Origin of the sequence: Pseudomonas sp. GR 6-02 (genome assembly GCF_001655615.1) — a bacterium.
Taxonomy (GTDB): Bacteria; Pseudomonadota; Gammaproteobacteria; order Pseudomonadales; family Pseudomonadaceae; genus Aquipseudomonas.
Map to the genome: position 1 here is coordinate 2,357,972 of NZ_CP011567.1, position 17,562 is coordinate 2,375,533.

General features: G+C 60.9%; 18 protein-coding genes. 8 read left to right on the forward strand and 10 right to left on the reverse strand.

Annotation, left to right across the window (positions count from 1 at the left end):
• Position 1 precedes the first annotated feature (1 nt).
• The 7 genes from PGR6_RS10525 to PGR6_RS10555 form a co-directional block, all read right to left on the reverse strand.
• Positions 2-364, reverse strand: coding sequence for a Na+/H+ antiporter subunit G (locus PGR6_RS10525; protein WP_064617036.1), 363 nt, complete (start codon positions 362-364; stop codon positions 2-4).
• Complete coding sequence (locus PGR6_RS10530; protein ID WP_064617037.1) at positions 361-639, reverse strand: K+/H+ antiporter subunit F; 279 nt, start codon at positions 637-639, stop codon at positions 361-363. Before PGR6_RS10530 ends, PGR6_RS10525 begins: the two co-directional genes overlap by 4 nt.
• Positions 636-1,124, reverse strand: coding sequence for a Na+/H+ antiporter subunit E (locus PGR6_RS10535; RefSeq protein ID WP_064617038.1), 489 nt, complete (start codon positions 1,122-1,124; stop codon positions 636-638). The genes PGR6_RS10530 and PGR6_RS10535 overlap by 4 nt, the downstream gene beginning before the upstream one ends.
• Positions 1,121-2,806, reverse strand: a complete 1,686-nt coding sequence (locus PGR6_RS10540) for a monovalent cation/H+ antiporter subunit D (protein ID WP_018928013.1) — start codon at positions 2,804-2,806, stop codon at positions 1,121-1,123. Before PGR6_RS10540 ends, PGR6_RS10535 begins: the two co-directional genes overlap by 4 nt.
• The gene (locus PGR6_RS10545; protein WP_007935994.1) at positions 2,803-3,147 is read right to left on the reverse strand and encodes a Na+/H+ antiporter subunit C; all 345 of its coding nucleotides are present in this window, start codon (positions 3,145-3,147) and stop codon (positions 2,803-2,805) included. The genes PGR6_RS10540 and PGR6_RS10545 overlap by 4 nt, the downstream gene beginning before the upstream one ends.
• On the reverse strand, positions 3,147-6,077 hold the full coding sequence (locus tag PGR6_RS10550; protein ID WP_064617039.1) for a monovalent cation/H+ antiporter subunit A: 2,931 nt from the start codon (positions 6,075-6,077) through the stop codon (positions 3,147-3,149). Before PGR6_RS10550 ends, PGR6_RS10545 begins: the two co-directional genes overlap by 1 nt.
• Before the next feature lie 155 nt (positions 6,078-6,232).
• On the reverse strand, positions 6,233-7,261 hold the full coding sequence (locus PGR6_RS10555) for a DMT family transporter (RefSeq protein ID WP_064617040.1): 1,029 nt from the start codon (positions 7,259-7,261) through the stop codon (positions 6,233-6,235).
• Here PGR6_RS10555 and PGR6_RS10560 point away from each other — a divergent pair.
• The 3 genes from PGR6_RS10560 to PGR6_RS10570 all read left to right on the forward strand — a co-directional run bounded on the left by PGR6_RS10560 (position 7,256) and on the right by PGR6_RS10570 (position 10,326).
• Positions 7,256-7,819 (forward strand): helix-turn-helix domain-containing protein, encoded by a 564-nt coding sequence (locus PGR6_RS10560; RefSeq protein ID WP_018928010.1) that lies wholly within the window; start codon positions 7,256-7,258, stop codon positions 7,817-7,819. The two genes, PGR6_RS10555 and PGR6_RS10560, sit on opposite strands and share 6 nt — an antisense overlap.
• A 282-nt stretch (positions 7,820-8,101) precedes the next feature.
• Positions 8,102-9,538, forward strand: a complete 1,437-nt coding sequence (locus PGR6_RS10565; RefSeq protein WP_064617041.1) for an FAD/NAD(P)-binding protein — start codon at positions 8,102-8,104, stop codon at positions 9,536-9,538.
• Positions 9,539-9,966: 428 nt separating this feature from the next.
• Positions 9,967-10,326 (forward strand): DUF6124 family protein, encoded by a 360-nt coding sequence (locus PGR6_RS10570; protein ID WP_018928008.1) that lies wholly within the window; start codon positions 9,967-9,969, stop codon positions 10,324-10,326.
• A gap of 274 nt (positions 10,327-10,600) precedes the next feature.
• Here PGR6_RS10570 and ppnN read toward each other — a convergent pair whose 3' ends face one another.
• Entirely contained in the window at positions 10,601-11,974 is a 1,374-nt protein-coding gene (gene ppnN / locus PGR6_RS10575) for a nucleotide 5'-monophosphate nucleosidase PpnN (RefSeq protein ID WP_018928007.1), read from the reverse strand.
• A 228-nt stretch (positions 11,975-12,202) separates the two neighbouring features.
• Between ppnN and PGR6_RS10580 the strand changes: the two genes are divergently transcribed.
• Together PGR6_RS10580 and PGR6_RS10585 are read left to right on the forward strand one after the other, a co-directional pair.
• Positions 12,203-12,730: a DUF3087 domain-containing protein gene (locus PGR6_RS10580; protein WP_064617042.1), complete on the forward strand. Its 528-nt coding sequence runs from the start codon at positions 12,203-12,205 to the stop codon at positions 12,728-12,730.
• A 150-nt stretch (positions 12,731-12,880) separates the two neighbouring features.
• Positions 12,881-14,458, forward strand: coding sequence for a sensor domain-containing diguanylate cyclase (locus PGR6_RS10585; protein WP_064617043.1), 1,578 nt, complete (start codon positions 12,881-12,883; stop codon positions 14,456-14,458).
• Positions 14,459-14,460: 2 nt separating this feature from the next.
• On the opposite strand, the gene PGR6_RS10590 is transcribed toward PGR6_RS10585, so the two are convergent.
• Together PGR6_RS10590 and dapA are read right to left on the reverse strand one after the other, a co-directional pair.
• The gene (locus PGR6_RS10590; RefSeq protein ID WP_064617044.1) at positions 14,461-14,856 is read right to left on the reverse strand and encodes a DUF2784 domain-containing protein; all 396 of its coding nucleotides are present in this window, start codon (positions 14,854-14,856) and stop codon (positions 14,461-14,463) included.
• Positions 14,857-14,916: 60 nt separating this feature from the next.
• Positions 14,917-15,792, reverse strand: coding sequence for a 4-hydroxy-tetrahydrodipicolinate synthase (gene dapA / locus PGR6_RS10595; protein ID WP_064617045.1), 876 nt, complete (start codon positions 15,790-15,792; stop codon positions 14,917-14,919).
• A gap of 379 nt (positions 15,793-16,171) precedes the next feature.
• On the opposite strand from dapA, the gene PGR6_RS10600 reads away from it, so the two are divergent.
• From PGR6_RS10600 to PGR6_RS30150, 3 genes are all read left to right on the forward strand, one after another.
• Positions 16,172-16,870 carry an AzlC family ABC transporter permease gene (locus PGR6_RS10600; protein WP_064617046.1) on the forward strand — a complete coding sequence of 233 codons (699 nt, stop codon included), beginning with the start codon at positions 16,172-16,174 and terminating at the stop codon, positions 16,868-16,870.
• Positions 16,870-17,181: an AzlD domain-containing protein gene (locus PGR6_RS10605; RefSeq protein ID WP_162830927.1), complete on the forward strand. Its 312-nt coding sequence runs from the start codon at positions 16,870-16,872 to the stop codon at positions 17,179-17,181. The genes PGR6_RS10600 and PGR6_RS10605 overlap by 1 nt, the downstream gene beginning before the upstream one ends.
• 61 nt (positions 17,182-17,242) lie before the next feature.
• The gene (locus PGR6_RS30150) at positions 17,243-17,401 is read left to right on the forward strand and encodes a hypothetical protein (protein ID WP_173861163.1); all 159 of its coding nucleotides are present in this window, start codon (positions 17,243-17,245) and stop codon (positions 17,399-17,401) included.
• Positions 17,402-17,562: the final 161 nt, after the last annotated feature.

Genomic DNA, 17,562 nt, shown 5'->3' on the forward strand with positions numbered 1-17,562 from the left:
ACTAACTCCCGGGTTCCGTGCGCCGACTACTCACTTCCGCCGGCACATCATCCCCCGCCATGCGCTTGCGGAACAGTGCCGCCCGGGCCAGCAGCAGCGTGGTCACCGGCATCGTGATCGATAACAGAATCGGAATCAGCCAGGCATGCAACACCGGCTCCGACTTGAGCGCCGAAAAGTAAATGATCGAAGCCAGAGCCACACACCACGCGCCCAAAGTCGAGGCCAGCGCCGGTGGGTGCATGCGCTGGAAGTAATCCTTCATCCGCAGCAGCCCGACCGCGCCGATCAGTGCAAACAGACTGCTGAGCACCAGCAGAATCGCCACCGGTATTTCCACCCACAAAGACAGTTCAGCGTTCATTCGATCACCTCGCCACGCAACAGGAATTTGGCCAGGGCAAACGAGCCGACGAAGCCGAACAGGGCGATCAGCAGCGCCGCCTCGAAGTAAGTGTCACTGGCATAACGAATGCCCAGCGCGAGCATCATCAGCATGGCGATGATGTACAGGTAATCCAGGGCCAGAACCCGGTCCTGGGCTGACGGGCCCTTGAACAGGCGGATCAGGGTCAGAATCATCGCCAGCGAAGAGATGAACAGGCTCAGCAGGATCGCGTTCGACAGCAATGCGCTCATTCGAAGATCTCCATCAAGGGGCGCTCGTAGGTCGCCTTGAAGTGCTGGATGAATGGGCCTTCGTCATCCAGATCGAAAACGTGCAGCAACAGAATGCTGCGATCCAGCGCCAGTTCCGACCAGACCGTGCCGGGAATCACCGTGCAGATGATCGACAGCGCCGCCAGACCGTTGGCATCGCGCAAGTCCAGCGGCACCTTGATGAACCGCGAGCGAGGCGCACGCCGCCCGGCATTGAGCACGCCCCAGGCCACGGCGAGGTTGGACACCAGCACATCGCGCCCGACCAGCAAGAACAAACGCAAAATCACCCCTGGGCGACGAATGCGGATCGGCAACGGCCGCAACTTGCGCATCATCAGTGGGGCACAGAGGCCCAATACCGCGCCCAACAGCACATTGCCGGGGCTCATCGACAGGTTCAACAGCAGCCAGAGCAGCCACAAGGACAGTGACAACCACGGCGCAGGAAACAGACGCTTCATGGTTGCACCTCCACCAGTGCTGCCCTGGCTTCAGGGCTCGGCACCGCACGGGTGCCGAGCACCGCCATCACGTATTGCTGAGGGTTATTCAATGCTTGAGCGGCGGCCTGGGTGTAGCGCAACAGCGGTTCAGCCTTGAACGTCAGCGCAATGCTCAGCCCCAGCAGAACCATGATCGGCACGCACTCCAGGCGGCGCAGCAAAGGCGACGGTCGCTCTTGCGGGGTCCAGAAACGCTGGATACCCACACGCGAGAAAGCGATCAACGAGGCCAATCCGGACAGGATCAACAACGCCAGCAACCCCCACGCGCCGTTCGATACTGGCTCGTCGCTGCCATGACCCAGGCCCAGCGGGTTGAGCAGGGCGCTGAGCAGGCTGAGTTTGCCGATAAAACCGGAGAGCGGCGGCATGCCGATAATCAATAAAGCGCAGGCGATGAAGCTCAGGCCGAGGAAGGCCATGGTCCAGGGAATCACCTGACCGACCACGGCTTTCTGGTCGTCATCGAGGTTGAAGCCTTTGGGCGGCTGCAAGGATTCCAGGGGCCGTGGCAGCAGCTCGCCGTCATCGTCCAGTGGCATTTCGTTGGCCGAACGCGAACGCTCGATCAACTCCGCCAGCAGGAACAGCGCGCTCAAGGCCAGGGTCGAGCTGACCAGGTAAAACAGCGCCGCGCCGATCAGGTTCGGCTGGGCGAAACCGATGGCCGACAACAAAATGCCTGCCGACACCAGGATGCTCAGGCTGGCCATGCGCTCCAGGCGTTGCGCGGCGAGGATCGCCACGGCGGCGCAGACGATGGTCGCCATGCCGCCGTAGATCAGCCAGTCGCCGCCGAAGTACGCAGAGGCCCCGGCCTGGCCGGAGAACAGCAGCGTCCACAGGCGTAGCAGGGTGTAGACGCCGACCTTGGTCATGATCGCGAACATCGCCGCTACCGGCGCGCTGGCTGCGGAGTACGCCGGCACCAGCCAGAAGTTCAGCGGCCACATGCCAGCCTTGGCCAGGAACGCCACTGCCAGAATCGCCGCGCCGGCATGCAGCAGGCCGCGATCGGCTTCCGGCACCAGCGGGATTTTCAGCGCCAGATCGGCCATGTTCAGCGTGCCGGTGACGCCGTAAATCAGCGCCGCGCCAATCAGGAACAGCGACGAGGCCAGCAGGTTGATCGAGATGTAATGCAACCCCGACGACACCCGCGGCCGGCCCGAACCGTGCAACATCAGCCCGTAAGAGGCGGCGAGCAGCACTTCGAAAAACACGAACAGGTTGAACAGGTCCGCCGTGAGGAAGGCGCCGTACAGGCCCATCAACTGAATCTGGAACAGTGCGTGGAAACTCGAACCGGCGCCGTCCCAGCGGGCCATGGCGAACAGCAGGGCGCTGACGCCGATGATCCCGGTCAGCACCAGCATCAACGCCGACAGGCGATCAACCACCAGCACAATGCCGAACGGCGCCTGCCAGTTGCCCGGCAGGTACACACCGATGGAGCCGGGCACACCGGTGGTCTGCGTCCATTGCAGCAGCATTACGGCAATGCCCAGCCCCAACAGGCTGGAGAACAGATTGATCTTGGCCTTTAGCGGGCGGTGTTTCTCGCCCAGCATCAGCATCACGGCGGCGGTCAGCAGCGGCAGCAGAATCGGTGCAACGATCAGGTGAGTCATCGCCATCATTCTTTAGGCTCCCGGCCATCCACATGGTCAGTGCCGGTCAGGCCCCGGGAGGCGAGCAGCACCACCAGGAACAGCGCGGTCATGGCGAAACTGATGACGATTGCGGTCAGCACCAGCGCCTGCGGCAGCGGGTCGGTGTAGTGCAGCAAATCCTGAGGCACGCCGTCCTTGATGTTCGGCTCCTTGCCGATGAACAGGCTGCCCATGCTGAAGATGAACAGGTTGACGCCATAGGACAGCAGGCACAGGCCCATGACCACCTGGAACGTCCGTGGCCGCAGGATCAGCCATACGCCGGACGCGGCCAGCACACCGATGGCGATTGCGATGACTTCTTCCATCAGATGGCTCCTTGGGTGACAACGGCTTTGGCCGCGGGCCTGATTTGCGCGCTGGTTTTATGACCGCGTACCGATTGGTGGGCGAGGGCGGTGAGGATCAACAGCGTCGAACCGACCACCACGGCGTACACGCCAATATCGAAGAACAGCGCGCTGGCGATATGAATGTCACCCAGCAGCGGCAGCTCGAAATGCCAGGTGTGGGTGGTCAGGAACGGATACCCGACCGCCATCGCCCCGAGCCCGGTAACGGTGGCGAACAACAGCCCGGTGCCCATCCAGCGCAGCGGCCGCAAGCTCATTTGCGCCTCGACCCACTGGGTGCCGGCGACCATGTACTGCAGGATGAACGCCACCGACATCACCAGTCCGGCGACGAAACCGCCACCCGGTTGGTTGTGCCCGCGCAGGAACAGATAGAAGGAGATCACCAGGGCGATCGGCAACAGCAGGCGCACCAGCACCGCCGGCACCATCATGAAACCGAGCGCGGTGTCGCTGGCGTGACGCGGGTTGACCAGATCGGTGACCACATCGGGCGCCAGCAGACGCTGTTGGGCCGGCAGTTGCAGGCTTTCTTTCGGAGGGCGGAAGCGTCGCAGCAGGGCGAACACCGCCAGGGCCACGGCCACCAGCACGGTGATTTCGCCGAGGGTGTCGAAGCCACGGAAATCCACCAGCATCACGTTGACCACGTTGCTGCCGCCGCCTTCGGGCAGGGCGCGACTGAGGTAGAACGAAGAAATGTCGTTGGGCGTCTGGCGGGTCAGCATCGCGTAGGACAACAGCGCCATGCCGCCACCGACCGCTGTCGATAGCAGCAAGTCGCGAACCCGCCGTACCCGCGCCTTGCGCAGGCTGCTCGGCAACGGTGACACCTCTTCGATCCGTCGCGGCAACCAGCGCAGGCCGAGCAGGATCAGCACCATGGTCACCACTTCGACCACCAGTTGCGTCAGGGCCAGGTCCGGCGCCGAGAACCAGACGAAGGTCACGCAGGTCATCAGGCCGCAGACACTGACCATGGTCAGGGCCGCTAGCCGGTGATACTTGGCTTGCCACGCCGCTCCGAGTGCACAGGCAATCGCCAGCAGCCAGAGGATCACGAACACGATCGAGCCCGGAATTTTCGCCCGGTCACCCCAGCTCAGGCTGCTGTGCAGCATCGGGATCACCCCGGCCAGTACGGCGGCGAGCACCACCAGAAACAGTTGGGTTTGCAGGCGCCGGGTGCTGATCCGCCGCTCCAGTCGTCGGGCCAGACGCATCATGACCACCAGGCTGCGCTCGAACAGCCGCTTGCCATTGAAACGGCTGATCACCGGCGGGTGCGTGAAGCGTCCTTGCTTGAGTTGATTGCGCAGCAACAGATAAAGCACGATGCCGCCGGACATGGCGATCAGGCTCATGATCATCGGTGCGTTCCAGCCGTGCCAGATCGCCAGGCTGTACTCGGGCAGCGTGCCGCCCACCACCGGCAATGCGGCGGCGGCGAGCAGCGAGCCGACCACTTGAGCGGGGAAAATCCCCACCACCAGACAGGTGAGCACCAGCAACTCCACCGGCGCGCGCATCCAGCGCGGCGGTTCGTGCGGGGTGTGCGGCAGATCGGTGGCGGTCGGGCCGAAGAACACGTCGACGGTGAAGCGCAGGGAGTAAGCGACGCTGAACGTCCCGGCGATGGTCGCGACGATCGGCAGGGTCATCTCGATCCAGGCCGTGGCGTTGATGAACACGGTTTCGGCGAAGAACATCTCTTTCGACAGGAAGCCGTTGAGCAGCGGCACGCCGGCCATGGAGGCGCTGGCGACCATGGCCAGGGTGGCGGTGAACGGGATCAGTTTGACCAGGCCGCTGAGCTTGCGAATGTCCCGGGTGCCGCTTTCGTGGTCGATGATCCCGGCGGCCATGAACAGCGAGGCCTTGAACGTGGCGTGGTTGAGAATGTGGAACACCGCGGCCACGGCGGCCAACGGACTGTTCAGGCCCAGCAGCAGGGTGATCAGGCCCAGGTGGCTGATGGTCGAGTAGGCCAGCAGGCCCTTGAGGTCGTTCTGGAACATCGCGCAGTAAGCGCCGAGCAACAGGGTGCAGGCGCCGGCCCCGCTGACGATGTAGAACCATTCTTCACTGCCGGACAGCGACGGCCACAGGCGCGCGAGCAGGAACACCCCGGCCTTGACCATGGTCGCCGAGTGCAGATACGCCGAGACCGGGGTCGGTGCCGCCATCGCGTGGGGCAACCAGAAGTGGAAGGGAAATTGCGCACTTTTGCTCAGGGCGCCGATCAGGATCAGGGGCAGCAGAATAGGGTAGAGGGCATGCGCGCGAATCAGCTCGCCGGCGGCCAGGACCTTGTCCAGGTCATAGCTGCCGACCACATGGCCGAGCAGCATGACCCCCGCCAGCAAACACAAACCGCCCGCGCCGGTGACCATCAGTGCCATATAAGCACCCCGTCGCGCATCGGCGCGGTGGTGCCAGTAGCCAATCAACAGGAACGAGAAGAGGCTGGTCAGCTCCCAGAAAAACACGATCTGGATCAGGTTGCCGGAGATCACCAGCCCCAGCATGGCGCCCATGAACGCCAGAAAAAACGCGAAGAAACGCGGCACCGGATCGTCCGGTGACATGTAATAACGGGCGTACAACGAAACCAGCGTGCCGATGCCCAGTACCAGCATCGAGAACAACCAGGCGAAACCGTCCATGCGCAGCACGAAGTTCAGGCCCAGGGTGGGGAGCCAGAAGAACTCTTCACGGATCACGCCGCCATGGGCGATTTGCGGGTACAAGAGGGCGACCTGGACGGTGCCGATCAAGGCAACCAGGCCAGCCAACAGCGATTCGGTATTACGCGCGTTGTGCGGCAGCAAGGCTGCCAGACAGCTGCCGATAAAAGGCAGAAGCAGTAGAACTATCAGGGACATAGGCTTCTAATCTGCGGAAGTTTGTGAAGCATCATACGTGCCAGCTCCCCGATCACCAAACGCCAAGCTGTCGCAGAATCCTACAAGATAGACGCAGAAACCCTGTTTATCATTGTTTCAAAGGAGATCGCGATCGTTCCCACGCGTGGGAACGATCAGTGTTCGGTTTCCTGTACCGAATCTTCTTCGATCTCGGGAACAACTTTCCCCTTGGTCTTCAACTCACTGACAATCACCGCCGCCACAATCAACCCCGCCCCAACCAGCGCAATCGCCGGCAAGCGTTCCCCGGCGAGCCGCCCGGCAATCCCGGCCCACACCGGCTCCCCGGCATAGATCAACGTCGCCCGGGTCGGCGAAACACTCTTCTGTGCCCAGTTCATCGCCACCTGAATCGCCGCACTCGCCGCGCCTAACCCCAAAGCGCTGCACAACAGCAACCACGAGAAGTCGGGAATCACTTCCTGGGTCGGCACCACCATCAGGAACGACAGCACCGACGTCACCGCCAATTGCACCACCGTCACCCGGCGCACGTCGACCTGGCCGGCATAGGTGCTGATCAGAATGATTTCCGCGGCAATCGCCACGGCGCTGATCAATGTAGCGATTTCACCGGGGCTGAAATTGAGCGACGCGCCGGAAGGCCCCGACAGCAACATCAACCCGGTAAAGGCCAGCATGATCCCGATGCTCGGCATCAACCCCGGACGACGCCCCAGCACCAGCCATTGCAGCAATGGTACGAACGGCACATACAGCGCGGTAATAAACGCCGACTGACTGCTGGGAATGCTCTGCAAACCCACGGTCTGCAAGCCGTAACCAAGCATGATCGCCACGCCGATAAACGCCCCGGCCTTGAGTTCGAACAGGGTCAGTTCGCGCAGATGGCGCCAGGAGAACAGCGCAACAAGGCTCGCCGCCGCGGCAAAACGCAGGCCGACGAAGAACATTGGCCCGCTGACGGTCATCGCATGCTGCACCAGCAAAAAGGTCCCGCCCCAGACCATGGTAATCAGCACCAGCACGCACTCGGCCTTGCTGAACCGGGAGAAACGGGGGGAAGTATGAGAAGCGTTCATTGACGTCATGACCTTGCGCGCCATCTGAGGGAGACGCACAATGCGCCCGAAGTTGGGCAGTATACTGCGCAACGCCACCCAGTGAGCAATATAGTGCACAAAGATTCCACCCAACGGGCTTCGGTCCTCCAGCACGTCAGCCTGAACGTGCGACGTCTGCGCCACGCCGCCGACATGAGCCAGAGCGCCCTGGCCGAAAAGTCCGGGGTCAGCCGCCGGATGCTGGTGGCCATCGAGGCCGGCGAGAAGAACGTCAGCCTGACCACCCTCGACCGCGTGGCCGAAGCGCTGGACGTGGCCTTCAGCGACCTGATCCAGGCCCCCGACGCTCGCGACCCGAGCCGCATCAACGAACTGGCCTGGGCCGGTACGATCCCGGGCAGTAAAGCGGTGCTGCTGGCCAAAGCCACCGCCACCCGCGAAGTAGAACTCTGGGAATGGCGCCTGGAACCGGGCGAGCATTACCCCTCGGAGCCGGATGCCGAAGGCTACAGCGAACAGCTTTATGTGTTCGAAGGTTGCCTGACCCTGATGCTTGGCGGTCAGCCGCAGAAAATTGCGGCTGGCGAGTTCTTTATGTTTGCCAGTCATCAACCGCATTCTTATCGCAATGATGGGGACGTGGCGGCGCGGTTTGTGCGTAATGTGGTGATTTGACTGTTTACCGGCTAACACTGGATAAACACTTTGCTGTTTTAAAGCTGCAAGTGTTTCTTGAATAATTATTCAACCTATTGAAATAAAAGAAAATTATATTCAAGTTCGGCTCCTGAGAAACAGTGGGGATGGCATCGAGACGAGCAGGTGAGCTTCCTGATGGCCGAGCAAAATATTAACGTGGCACTCAAGTTCGCTTCACAGGCTAGTGTCCGGTGAGTGACTGACACGGGGCGATCTGTATGACTTCTATTCAGGTAAACATTGACCAGTGAGAACGCCATGACTGACACCCCACGCGGACAGGCGAGCGACGCCATCCGCCACGCTGACATCCTGATCATCGGTGGCGGCCTGAGTGGCGCGATGCTGGCGGCGCAGTTGTTGCGTTTGCCCGGTCAGCGCCGGGTTCTGGTGATCGAGCCGCGGGCAGAACTGGGCCGTGGCGAAGCCTATAGCGCGGTGGAACTGGGGCATACGCTCAATGGCAACGCGGCGCGGATGAGCGTCGACCCGGACAACGCCGATGACCTGACCCAATGGCTGACCGAACACATCGCCGCCGGTGGCTGGCCGGAGTCGGATGAGCAACATGTGCCGGTCAGCGAACTGTTTCCGCCGCGCGGGCTGTTTGGCGTTTATGTGCAGCAGCGTCTTGCTGAAGCGCAGGCGGTGGGCGCATTGAAGGGGGCGCGTGTCGAACATGTGCGGGCCGAGGTGGTGGACCTGGAAACGTTGAGCGATTCGGTGCGGTTGAGCCTGAGTGATGGGCAGCAATTGCAGGGCGCTTACGCAGTGTTGGCGACCGGAATGTTTCCCGCCGCCCGCACGCCGCAGACCGAGTCCAGCGGTTTGAATGCAGCTGCACTCGACCCGTGGGATGTGGCCGCCATGCGTCAACTCGATCCGCAGTCGACGGTGCTGATCATCGGCTCGGGCCTGACCATGGTCGATGCCGTGGTGTCGCTGGAGCAGGCCGGGCATCGTGGGCCGATCGAAGTGTTCTCCCGTCATGGTTTGCTGCCGCATGTGCGCCGACAACCGCCGGCGTGGGTGGATTTTCTCGCCGAGGACCACAGTATTCGCACACCGCGTCAGCTGGTGCGCGAACTGCGCCGGCATTGCCGCGATGCCATCGCTCAGGGCATCGACTGGCAAGCGCCGCTGGACACGGTGCGAGCGCACATCGGGCGGTTGTGGAGTCAGGCGACGGATCGGCAACGCCGGCAATTTGTGCGGCATGTGCGGCCATGGTGGGAAAGCCATCACCATCGCTCGCCGCCGTTGAGTGCCGAGTTGGTGGCGCGGCTGCATGGGGAAGGGCGGTTGCGGATTCATGCCGCATCGTTCAAGGGGCTCGAGCCTGCGTCGGACGGTGAGGTCAGCATCCGCATTCGTCGTCGTGGCGAGACGCAAACTTGCGTGGTGCATGGCGCGGCGCTGATCAACTCCAGCGGCATCGAATACGACTGGCGCCGGGTGGCGCGGCCGTTGCCCCAGCAGTTGCTCGCTCGGGGGCTGGTGCGTCCGGGGCCATTGGCGTTGGGCATTGCTGCGGCGGTGGATGGCGCGGTACTCAGCGCCGACGGGCAGGTCGCCAGCCGTTTGTTCGCCATGGGGCCACCGTTGCGCGGCATGTGGTGGGAGAGCACGGCGGTAACTGATGTGGCGAGCCAGGCCAAGTCTCTTGCGGCGCGATTAGTAAGCGATCTGTTGTAGCAGCTGCCGAGCCCGCGAGGCAGCTGCTACGGGCAGGCCAAGTCTCTTGCTCGCGAAGAGGCCAGCCCATCCACCGCAAAATCCACAGTAAGACCAATAAACAGGCGATGTTTAATCGACATCTCCAGATACTCACTCAGGCTACACAGCCTTGCGCCGTTGCCTACGACTACGCCAGAATCCGCCGGCTTGTGCGCCTTGAGGCCGGGCTCTATCGTTTCCGGGTCGCTGACGAATCAGCGATCGGGTTTAGCAGCTCGATGAATATCAAGGCACGTCAGTGTCGCCATTCGCGTTATGGCGGCTATGCGTGGGGCACTTCGGTGCGCCGGGTTCCTTGATCCCTGGTCTGCTAACCCGCGTACAGCCGCCACCTTCTTCGTTTAGCAGCGATAGATGTCGGCTCCACTGATCAAGGAGCTTCATTTATGTTCAAACCAACACCAAATCCTCCGGAAACCGACGACGTTTCCCCCTACGAATCCCTCGATTCGAAAAAACTCCACGAAGCCGCCGACCGCGCCCTCGACCACTACCTCAAACCACCCATCCCCAAAGCCACCAAGCGCAAACCCAGCACCATTTACCATGTGGGTACGAAGGTCGATAACGAAACCCTGCTGGTCAACGCCTGCGAATCCCTGGCGTCAGCGAGCATGATGCTCAGTGAGTTCGCCGGACTGATGGACATGCCACATCGCAATGTGATGTTGGGGATTCAATCGGTGGTGATGCTTGGGGAGTTGGCGGTGAACCGGGTGCTGGATAACCTCGATCCTCAGAACTGAGTGACCCATTGTGGCGAGGGAGCTTGTCGGATCGCCGCACCGTCCCGCTCGGCTGCGCAGCAGTCGCAAAACCGGCATATGCGGTGTGCCAAAAAAATGCGGTTGCTGGATTTGGGGTCGCTTCGCAACCCAGCGGGAGCAAGCTCCCTCGCCACAGTGGGCTCCACTGACTCAGTCCCCAAAAACAAGAAACCCCGCATCACGCGGGGTTTCTTGTTTCCGGTGGTTCGGGAAAGCGGGCCATCGCGGGCCTGCTTCCACAGGGTTTCGCGTATCAAGCCACCACTTGGTAACACGGCACATACGCCGCGCCACCCGGCAGTTTCATCCGGTGCTGGGCAACGAAGGCTTTGAGCAAATGGTCCAGTGGCTGCAAGACCTCGGCATCACCGCGAATCTGGTACGGCCCGTGTTCTTCGATCAGGCGGATGCCCTTGTCCTTGACGTTACCGGCGACGATGCCGGAGAACGCGCGGCGCAGGTTGGCGGCCAGTTCGTGGGGCGGCAGGTTGCGGCTCAATTGCAGGTTGGCCATGTTGGCGTGGGTCGGGTCGAACGGGCGCTGGAAGCCTTCGTCGATCTTCAGCAGCCAGTTGAAATGGAACGCGTCGTTGCGCTCGCGGCGGAACTGTTTGACCGCTTTGAGGCCCTGAGTCATCTGCCGCGCCACTTCGGCCGGGTCGTCGATGATGATCTCGTAGTGCTGCTGCGCTTCTTCACCGAGGGTTGCGCCGACGAAGGCGTGCAGTTGCTCCAGATACGGTGCGGCGCTTTTCGGCCCGGTAAGGACCACCGGGAACGGCAGGTCCTGGTTGTCCGGGTGCATCAGGATGCCGAGCAGGTACAGGAATTCCTCGGCCGTGCCCGCGCCACCCGGGAAAATGATGATGCCGTGGCCAACCCGCACGAACGCTTCCAGGCGTTTCTCGATGTCCGGCAGGATCACCAGTTCGTTGACGATCGGGTTCGGCGCCTCGGCGGCGATGATCCCAGGTTCAGTCAAACCGAGGTAGCGACCGCCGTGGATGCGTTGCTTGGCATGGGCGATGGTCGCGCCTTTCATCGGGCCTTTCATCACGCCAGGGCCACAACCGGTGCAGATGTCCAGGCTGCGCAGGCCGAGTTCGTGGCCGACTTTCTTGGTGTATTTGTATTCTTCGGTGTTGATCGAGTGGCCGCCCCAGCACACCACGATTTTCGGTTCGACGCCGGGGCGCAGGGTGCGGGCGTTGCGCAGCAGGTGAAAGACGTAGTCGCTGATGCCCTGGGAGGTGCTCAGGTCGATGCTCAAGGCGTCGAGTTCGTTTTCTGTGTAGACGATGTCGCGCAGGGCGCTAAAGAGCATTTCACGGGTGCTGGCAATCATTTCGCCATCGACGAAAGCGTCGGCGGGGGCATTCAGCAGTTCCAGGCGTACGCCACGGTCTTGCTGGTGAATGCGGATTTCGAAGTCTTTATAGGCTTCCAGAATGGTCTTGGCGTTATCGACATGGGCGCCGGTATTGAGGATGGCCAGGGCGCACTGGCGGAAGAGGGTATAGGTGATGCCGGATGAGGCTTCGCTCAGTTGCTGCACTTCACGCTGGGAGAGCGTTTCCAGGCTGCCTTTAGGGCTGACCGAGGCGTTGATTACATGTCGTTGGGTCATTCAATGATCCTTAAAACGATGTCACCCGCCAGCAACGGCGCATGGCATCCGAATAGTGTGTATCCATGATGAAGATGGCACGAACTGCGCTGTATCGCCATGCTCCCGTTTGACGATGAAAAGATGAAAAGGAGCTCCAGCATAGCTAAATCCTTCGGGGAGGCGATAATGCCTCGCAGTCTTTTTGTCACAGCGCCTTTTACCATCGATGCAAGGAACCCCGTCGCGATGTTCGAAATCCAGCCAATGAATGCCGAAACCTATCGACGCCAGACGCGGCGCAGCACGGTGATCATCGCCCTGATGTTCCTGGCGCTGGCGATGGTGCTGTCGACGGCGGCGGTGACGTTGTTCGGTGAACCCGGCGGCGATAATCTGCGGTTCAACGTGGGCGGTGTGTTTGCCGCGTTGTTGCTGACGGTGGCGCTGATGCGCGGCAAGTTCTGGAGCCAGGAGTGGATGGCGCCAGCGGTCTATGGTTGGCAGCTCAAGCGCAGTCTGATGAGCGTCACCAACGTCATGCACCAGGTAACGGCGGCGGTGGAGCAGGGCGACCCTGCCGCCATGAAGCTGCTGCGCTTTTATCACTTGGGGCTGAGCCAGATGCACCAGTTGGACGGCAACTCCAGCGACCAAAGTCAGCTGACCCGAGAGATGGATCAGCACAAGGCACGGATGGACGCGTTGGGCATCGAGACCGAACAGAGGCGATTGAATCCGGCCTGGTTTGAGGCGATCAAACAGACGCCGATATAGCGATTACGATCGCTGGCAATGAGCGTTTTTGTGTAAATCACCTATCGTATCGGTGTCGAGTTGTAATGGTTTGAGCGCCGGTCACGGCTGGCTGGCGCTAAAAGGGCGAACGGGAAAATTCGCCATGTCATAAGGGATTCAGGGAGCGTCATGGGGCATCCGTCCGTCAAAGATCGTATTGAACACACCCGGTTCGCCACGCCTTGGGTGCCCGAGCCGGTTGAGTCAACGCTCAAGGTTCGATACGCGGTTTCTCTGCTGATTGCAGTGTGCTTGTCCTTGATGGCCATTGTGATCGGTGAAAGCTGGAACTCGCGTCAGTACCATCTGCGTGAGAGCGAAGTGGCGATGTCCAACCTGGCGCAAACCCTGGCCTCGCAGGCGCAGGCATCGATCAAACAGGCCGACACGCTACTGTTTTCCCTGGTGGACCGCCTCGAAATCGATGGCATGCAACCGGAAAAACTTCCCCGACTGCAACGTTTGCTCCAGGCTCAGCGCAGTGAGTTGGTACAGATCCATGGGCTGTTCGTGTTCGACGAAGAAGGACGCTGGCTCGCCAACGCCATTAACGTCATACCGCCCAATGCCAATAATTCCGACCGTGAATATTTCATCTACCACCGTGATCATCCCGACCGCGGCCCTCATATCGGTCCGTCGATAAAAAGTCGCTCGACCGGTGAGTGGATCATGACCGTGTCACGCCGGATCAATCACCCTGATGGCCGGTTTGCCGGCGTGGTGGTGGCTTCGATCTACCTTGAGCATTTCCTGGATTTGTACAACAGCATCGACATGGGTAATAACGGCGTGATCAACCTGATCTCCGATGACGCCACCATCGTCGTTCGGCGCCCGTTCAACGAAGCTGATATCGGCACCAGTGTTGCCAAAGGGCCGCTGTTTACCCAGCTCTTGCCCAAGGGCGATTCCGGTACGGCAACGGTCAGGTCCTTTGTCGACGGGGTGGTGCGGGTCGTGGGGTTTCGACGGGTCGAGGGGTATCCGCTTGTCGTTTTTGCCGGGCTCGACAAGGATGAAGTCCTGGCCAGTTGGCGGCAGGAATCAATATTCAGTGCGGGCATCGTCCTGTTGCTGCTGGGGTTTCTGGGGGCTCTCGGTTATCGCCTGATCCGCCTCATGAAGCAGCAGAATCATATTCAGAACAATCTGTTGGAGACTCAGGACAAACTCATTGAGGTCAACCGCAGCCTGGAGTTGCTGGCACTGGAGGATGCACTGACCGGGCTTTCCAATCGGCGTCAATTCGACCTGTTCATTCTCGCGGAAATGGGCCGCGCCAGGCGTAGCCAGGCCCATCTTGCGCTGTTGATGATCGATGTCGACCACTTCAAGAACTTCAATGATCACTACGGTCATTTGGCGGGCGATGAGTGTTTGCGCAAAATCAGCACGATCATCACCGAAAACATCAAGCGCCCCGGCGATCTCGCGGCTCGCTTCGGTGGTGAGGAGTTTACGGTGGTGCTGCCCGGTACCGACTACGTGGGGGCGTTTCTGGTAGCGGAAAACATCCGCCGTGCGGTTCAGCAGGCCGGCATCGAGCACGTTGGGGGCGTGGAAGGCGTGGTCACAGTCAGCGTGGGTGTCTGCGCCTACGACCCGGCCTCGCAAGCCCAGCCCGACGACATTGTCGGCGCCGCGGACAAGGCGCTGTATGTGGCCAAGGCCAGTGGCCGGAACATGAGTGTTATCGCCAACTGAGTTCAACCGGACCGGTGGTTACTGCCTGAACGGGTCGGATGCTTCCAGTGCCGGAACAGCCGCGCATAGATCAGCACGTTGAGCGCCAGCACCACGCTGCCCAGTGCCAGTTGAATCGTGGGCGTCAGCCCGGCCGGATAAATGATCGGCCACACGTAGTGTTCGATAAAACCGCCGCCGTAACCGGTTTGCCCGGCCGCGTGGCGCATGCGGTTTTCCCATTCGGTGAGAGGGCACGCCAGGTGAAAGACTTCCACGATCACGCCCCATGCAGCGGCGGGCAGGTGCCACCAGATCAGGTGGCGCCATTTGAGCACCAGCAGCCCGCCGAACAGCACGAACAGAATGAACAACAAGTGAGACAGCACCAGCCCGTCGGCGGCGATCCGGTAAAACATGTCGATTCCCTGACGCGTTAGGTGAATCGCTCCATGGTACTCGGGCTGGACGCTTGTGCTCTATCGATTGCCGTCTTCAAGCGCTGCCAGTACTTCTTTCAAACGCACCGTCGTGCTTTCACTGCTGCGTTGCATTGGCGCTCGCAGCTCGTCGTGGATCAATCCTCCAAGGGCCAGGGCAGTTTTCACCGGAGCGGGATTGGGCTCGATGAACAGGCTGTGGATCAGTGGCAGCAACTGGAAGAAGGTCGTTCGGCCGGCCGCTAAGCGGTTGTCGCGAAGCTGTTGATACAGCGTCACGAACAGCTCGGGATGAACATGGGCCGAGGCGGCAATTGCGCCTTTGGCCCCCAGGCATAGCGCGCCGAAGATCTGATTATCTTCGCCGCACAGCACGTCGACGTTACCGCTGGAGAGCAGTGCCAAGGTGTTGGCTGGGTTGCCGCCGCAGTCCTTGATCGCGACGATCCGCTCATGGGCGACGATCCGGAGCAGGGTCGCCTGCTCGAAGGCTATGCCGGTGCGATAGGGGATGTCGTAGAGAATAATCGGGGCGCTGGACGCATCGGCGACGGTCTTGAAAAAGGCTTCGAGGCCGGCCTGGGAAGGGCGGATGTAGTAGGGCGGCGGCACCAGCAAGCCCGCCAGGGGACGCTTCAGGATTTCGCTTTGAAAGTGCAGCAACTCGGTGAGGTTGTTGCCGGCCAGGCCCATGACCACGCGTTCTGGTGGAACCTGTTCCAGCACCGCATCGAGCACCGCCAGTTGTTCATGTTTGGCCAGCGCCGCGGCTTCCCCGGTGGTGCCGCAGACCACTATGCCATCGACGCCTTTTTCCAGCAGATGACTGACCAGCCGCCGCAATCCGGCGAAGTCGATCGCGCCATTGTGAAACGGCGTAACGATGGGAACCCAGATACCTTGAAACGATGACATGCACTTTCTCCTGAAGGTTGACCGATTTCGTCACCGTCAGAAGCGTAGAAGGAAGTCAGCAAGAGGAGGGGTGTCCGTCGCGCTCAATGTCCTGTCAGCTCATCTGACGGGACAGCGCGCCCCGGTCACATGAGCGACTGTTTCTTCGATTTAGGGGCGTGCGCAACGCAACCTTGCGCCTTGGCAATCAAGCCAATGACGACAGTGTTGAGGTTGAAGGTTGCGGACATGGTTGCTTACACCCTGAATGAGGCGCCCAGTTTTAAAAGCCGACGGGGTATTTGTCAATCGTGAAGTCGTTGCAAGTGCGCAAGATTGTTCAAGCCATTGGCCATGACTGCTGGCACAGTCTGAAGACTTTTCCTGGTTGTAGAGCGTTATGTCCAACTCATTCATGCCGCGTACTGCATTCCTTCGTGGCGCCGCGGCCATCATGCCGTTGTCCCTGGCGACCGCGCCCTGGGGGTTGCTGGCCGGTTCCATGGCCATCGAGGCCAACCTCACGCCCCTGCAAGGCCAGGGGCTGTCGAGCATCGTGTTTGCCGGCGCGGCGCAATTGGTCGCCATCGGCATGCTCAAGGGCAGCGCCGGGGTCTTTTCGATTCTGTTGACCACGTTGCTGCTGACCTCCCAGCATTTGCTGTACGGGATGAGCATGCGTTCGGTGATTTCCCCGTTGCCGGGCCGCTGGCGTATCGGGCTGGGCTTTTTGCTCACCGACGAGTTGTTCGCCCTGACCAGCCAGCATGACAAACAGCAGTTCAATCGCTGGTACGCCCTCGGTGTGGGCCTGACGTTTTACATCGCCTGGAACCTCTTCACCCTGGCAGGCATTGTGCTGGGCAGCAGCATTCCGGGCCTTGAACACCTGGGGCTGGATTTCTCCATCGCCGCGACGTTTATCGCCTTGATCACGCCGGTGGTGCGCAACGTTCCGACGGTGGTCTGCGTGGCGGTCTCGCTGTTCTGTTCGGTGCTGTTCAGCTATTGGCAATGGGGCTCGGCGCTGGTGCTGTCGGGGTTGGCGGGCATGACCGCAGGGTTCATCTGCAACAAACTCTACGTGGGGCGCACATGATGGTCTGGGCTGTGATTATCGGGATGGGCCTGCTGGTGTTCCTGAACCGCTACGTCTTTCTCGAACCTCGGCTGCCGGTGCGCTTGAGCAGCAATGCCCGGCAGTTCCTCGGTTTCGCGGTGCCGGGCATGCTCACCGCGATCTGCGGGCCGATTGTGTTCATGCCCGACAAACAGTTGAACCTGCAGTGGGACAACCCCTACCTGATCAGTTCGCTGGTGGCCGTGGGCCTGGTGCTTTACACCCGCAATACTCTGCTCAGCATGTTGTTGAGCATGGGCTTTTTCTTTTTACTGCGCTGGTGGCTCTGAGTCGTCCGGCGCGAAACTGTTCTACGCTTAACGGATGATCCCTTGAGGACGGGAGGTGGGCATGGCCACTGAACCAAAGCGTCCGGACCTGGATGATGAGACCGATGAACCGACGGAGGAAGAAATCGAGCGGCAGAAGCGTTCGACGCCGGACTGGAAGCACCCCGACGACGGTAAAGAGCTGTCGGACCGCGACCAGGAACGCCCGCTGAAGCCCTGATCGGTTTGCACATCCCCAAAGCCCCGCCAATAGATGGCGGGGCTTTTTAGTTTTTGTAGTTTGAAATGCAATCACCTGGGGAGCAGGCGCTGGAACCAAACACTGTGTACCCTTATCCAACCTCGGCTCGCAGCGATTGGCGGGCCGGTCGAAGGATGAAT

What these genes read in the sequence shown, in the direction of transcription:
- PGR6_RS10525 (WP_064617036.1), bottom strand. Translation starts at nt 364, where the DNA reads ATGAACGCTGAACTGTCTTTGTGGGTGGAAATACCGGTGGCGATTCTG.
- PGR6_RS10530 (WP_064617037.1), bottom strand. Translation starts at nt 639, where the DNA reads ATGAGCGCATTGCTGTCGAACGCGATCCTGCTGAGCCTGTTCATCTCT.
- PGR6_RS10535 (WP_064617038.1), bottom strand. Translation starts at nt 1,124, where the DNA reads ATGAAGCGTCTGTTTCCTGCGCCGTGGTTGTCACTGTCCTTGTGGCTG.
- PGR6_RS10540 (WP_018928013.1), bottom strand. Translation starts at nt 2,806, where the DNA reads ATGATGGCGATGACTCACCTGATCGTTGCACCGATTCTGCTGCCGCTG.
- PGR6_RS10545 (WP_007935994.1), bottom strand. Translation starts at nt 3,147, where the DNA reads ATGGAAGAAGTCATCGCAATCGCCATCGGTGTGCTGGCCGCGTCCGGC.
- PGR6_RS10550 (WP_064617039.1), bottom strand. Translation starts at nt 6,077, where the DNA reads ATGTCCCTGATAGTTCTACTGCTTCTGCCTTTTATCGGCAGCTGTCTG.
- PGR6_RS10565 (WP_064617041.1), top strand. Translation starts at nt 8,102, where the DNA reads ATGACTGACACCCCACGCGGACAGGCGAGCGACGCCATCCGCCACGCT.
- PGR6_RS10570 (WP_018928008.1), top strand. Translation starts at nt 9,967, where the DNA reads ATGTTCAAACCAACACCAAATCCTCCGGAAACCGACGACGTTTCCCCC.
- ppnN (WP_018928007.1), bottom strand. Translation starts at nt 11,974, where the DNA reads ATGACCCAACGACATGTAATCAACGCCTCGGTCAGCCCTAAAGGCAGC.
- PGR6_RS10580 (WP_064617042.1), top strand. Translation starts at nt 12,203, where the DNA reads ATGTTCGAAATCCAGCCAATGAATGCCGAAACCTATCGACGCCAGACG.
- PGR6_RS10585 (WP_064617043.1), top strand. Translation starts at nt 12,881, where the DNA reads ATGGGGCATCCGTCCGTCAAAGATCGTATTGAACACACCCGGTTCGCC.
- PGR6_RS10590 (WP_064617044.1), bottom strand. Translation starts at nt 14,856, where the DNA reads ATGTTTTACCGGATCGCCGCCGACGGGCTGGTGCTGTCTCACTTGTTG.
- dapA (WP_064617045.1), bottom strand. Translation starts at nt 15,792, where the DNA reads ATGTCATCGTTTCAAGGTATCTGGGTTCCCATCGTTACGCCGTTTCAC.
- PGR6_RS10600 (WP_064617046.1), top strand. Translation starts at nt 16,172, where the DNA reads ATGTCCAACTCATTCATGCCGCGTACTGCATTCCTTCGTGGCGCCGCG.
- PGR6_RS10605 (WP_162830927.1), top strand. Translation starts at nt 16,870, where the DNA reads ATGGTCTGGGCTGTGATTATCGGGATGGGCCTGCTGGTGTTCCTGAAC.
- PGR6_RS30150 (WP_173861163.1), top strand. Translation starts at nt 17,243, where the DNA reads ATGGCCACTGAACCAAAGCGTCCGGACCTGGATGATGAGACCGATGAA.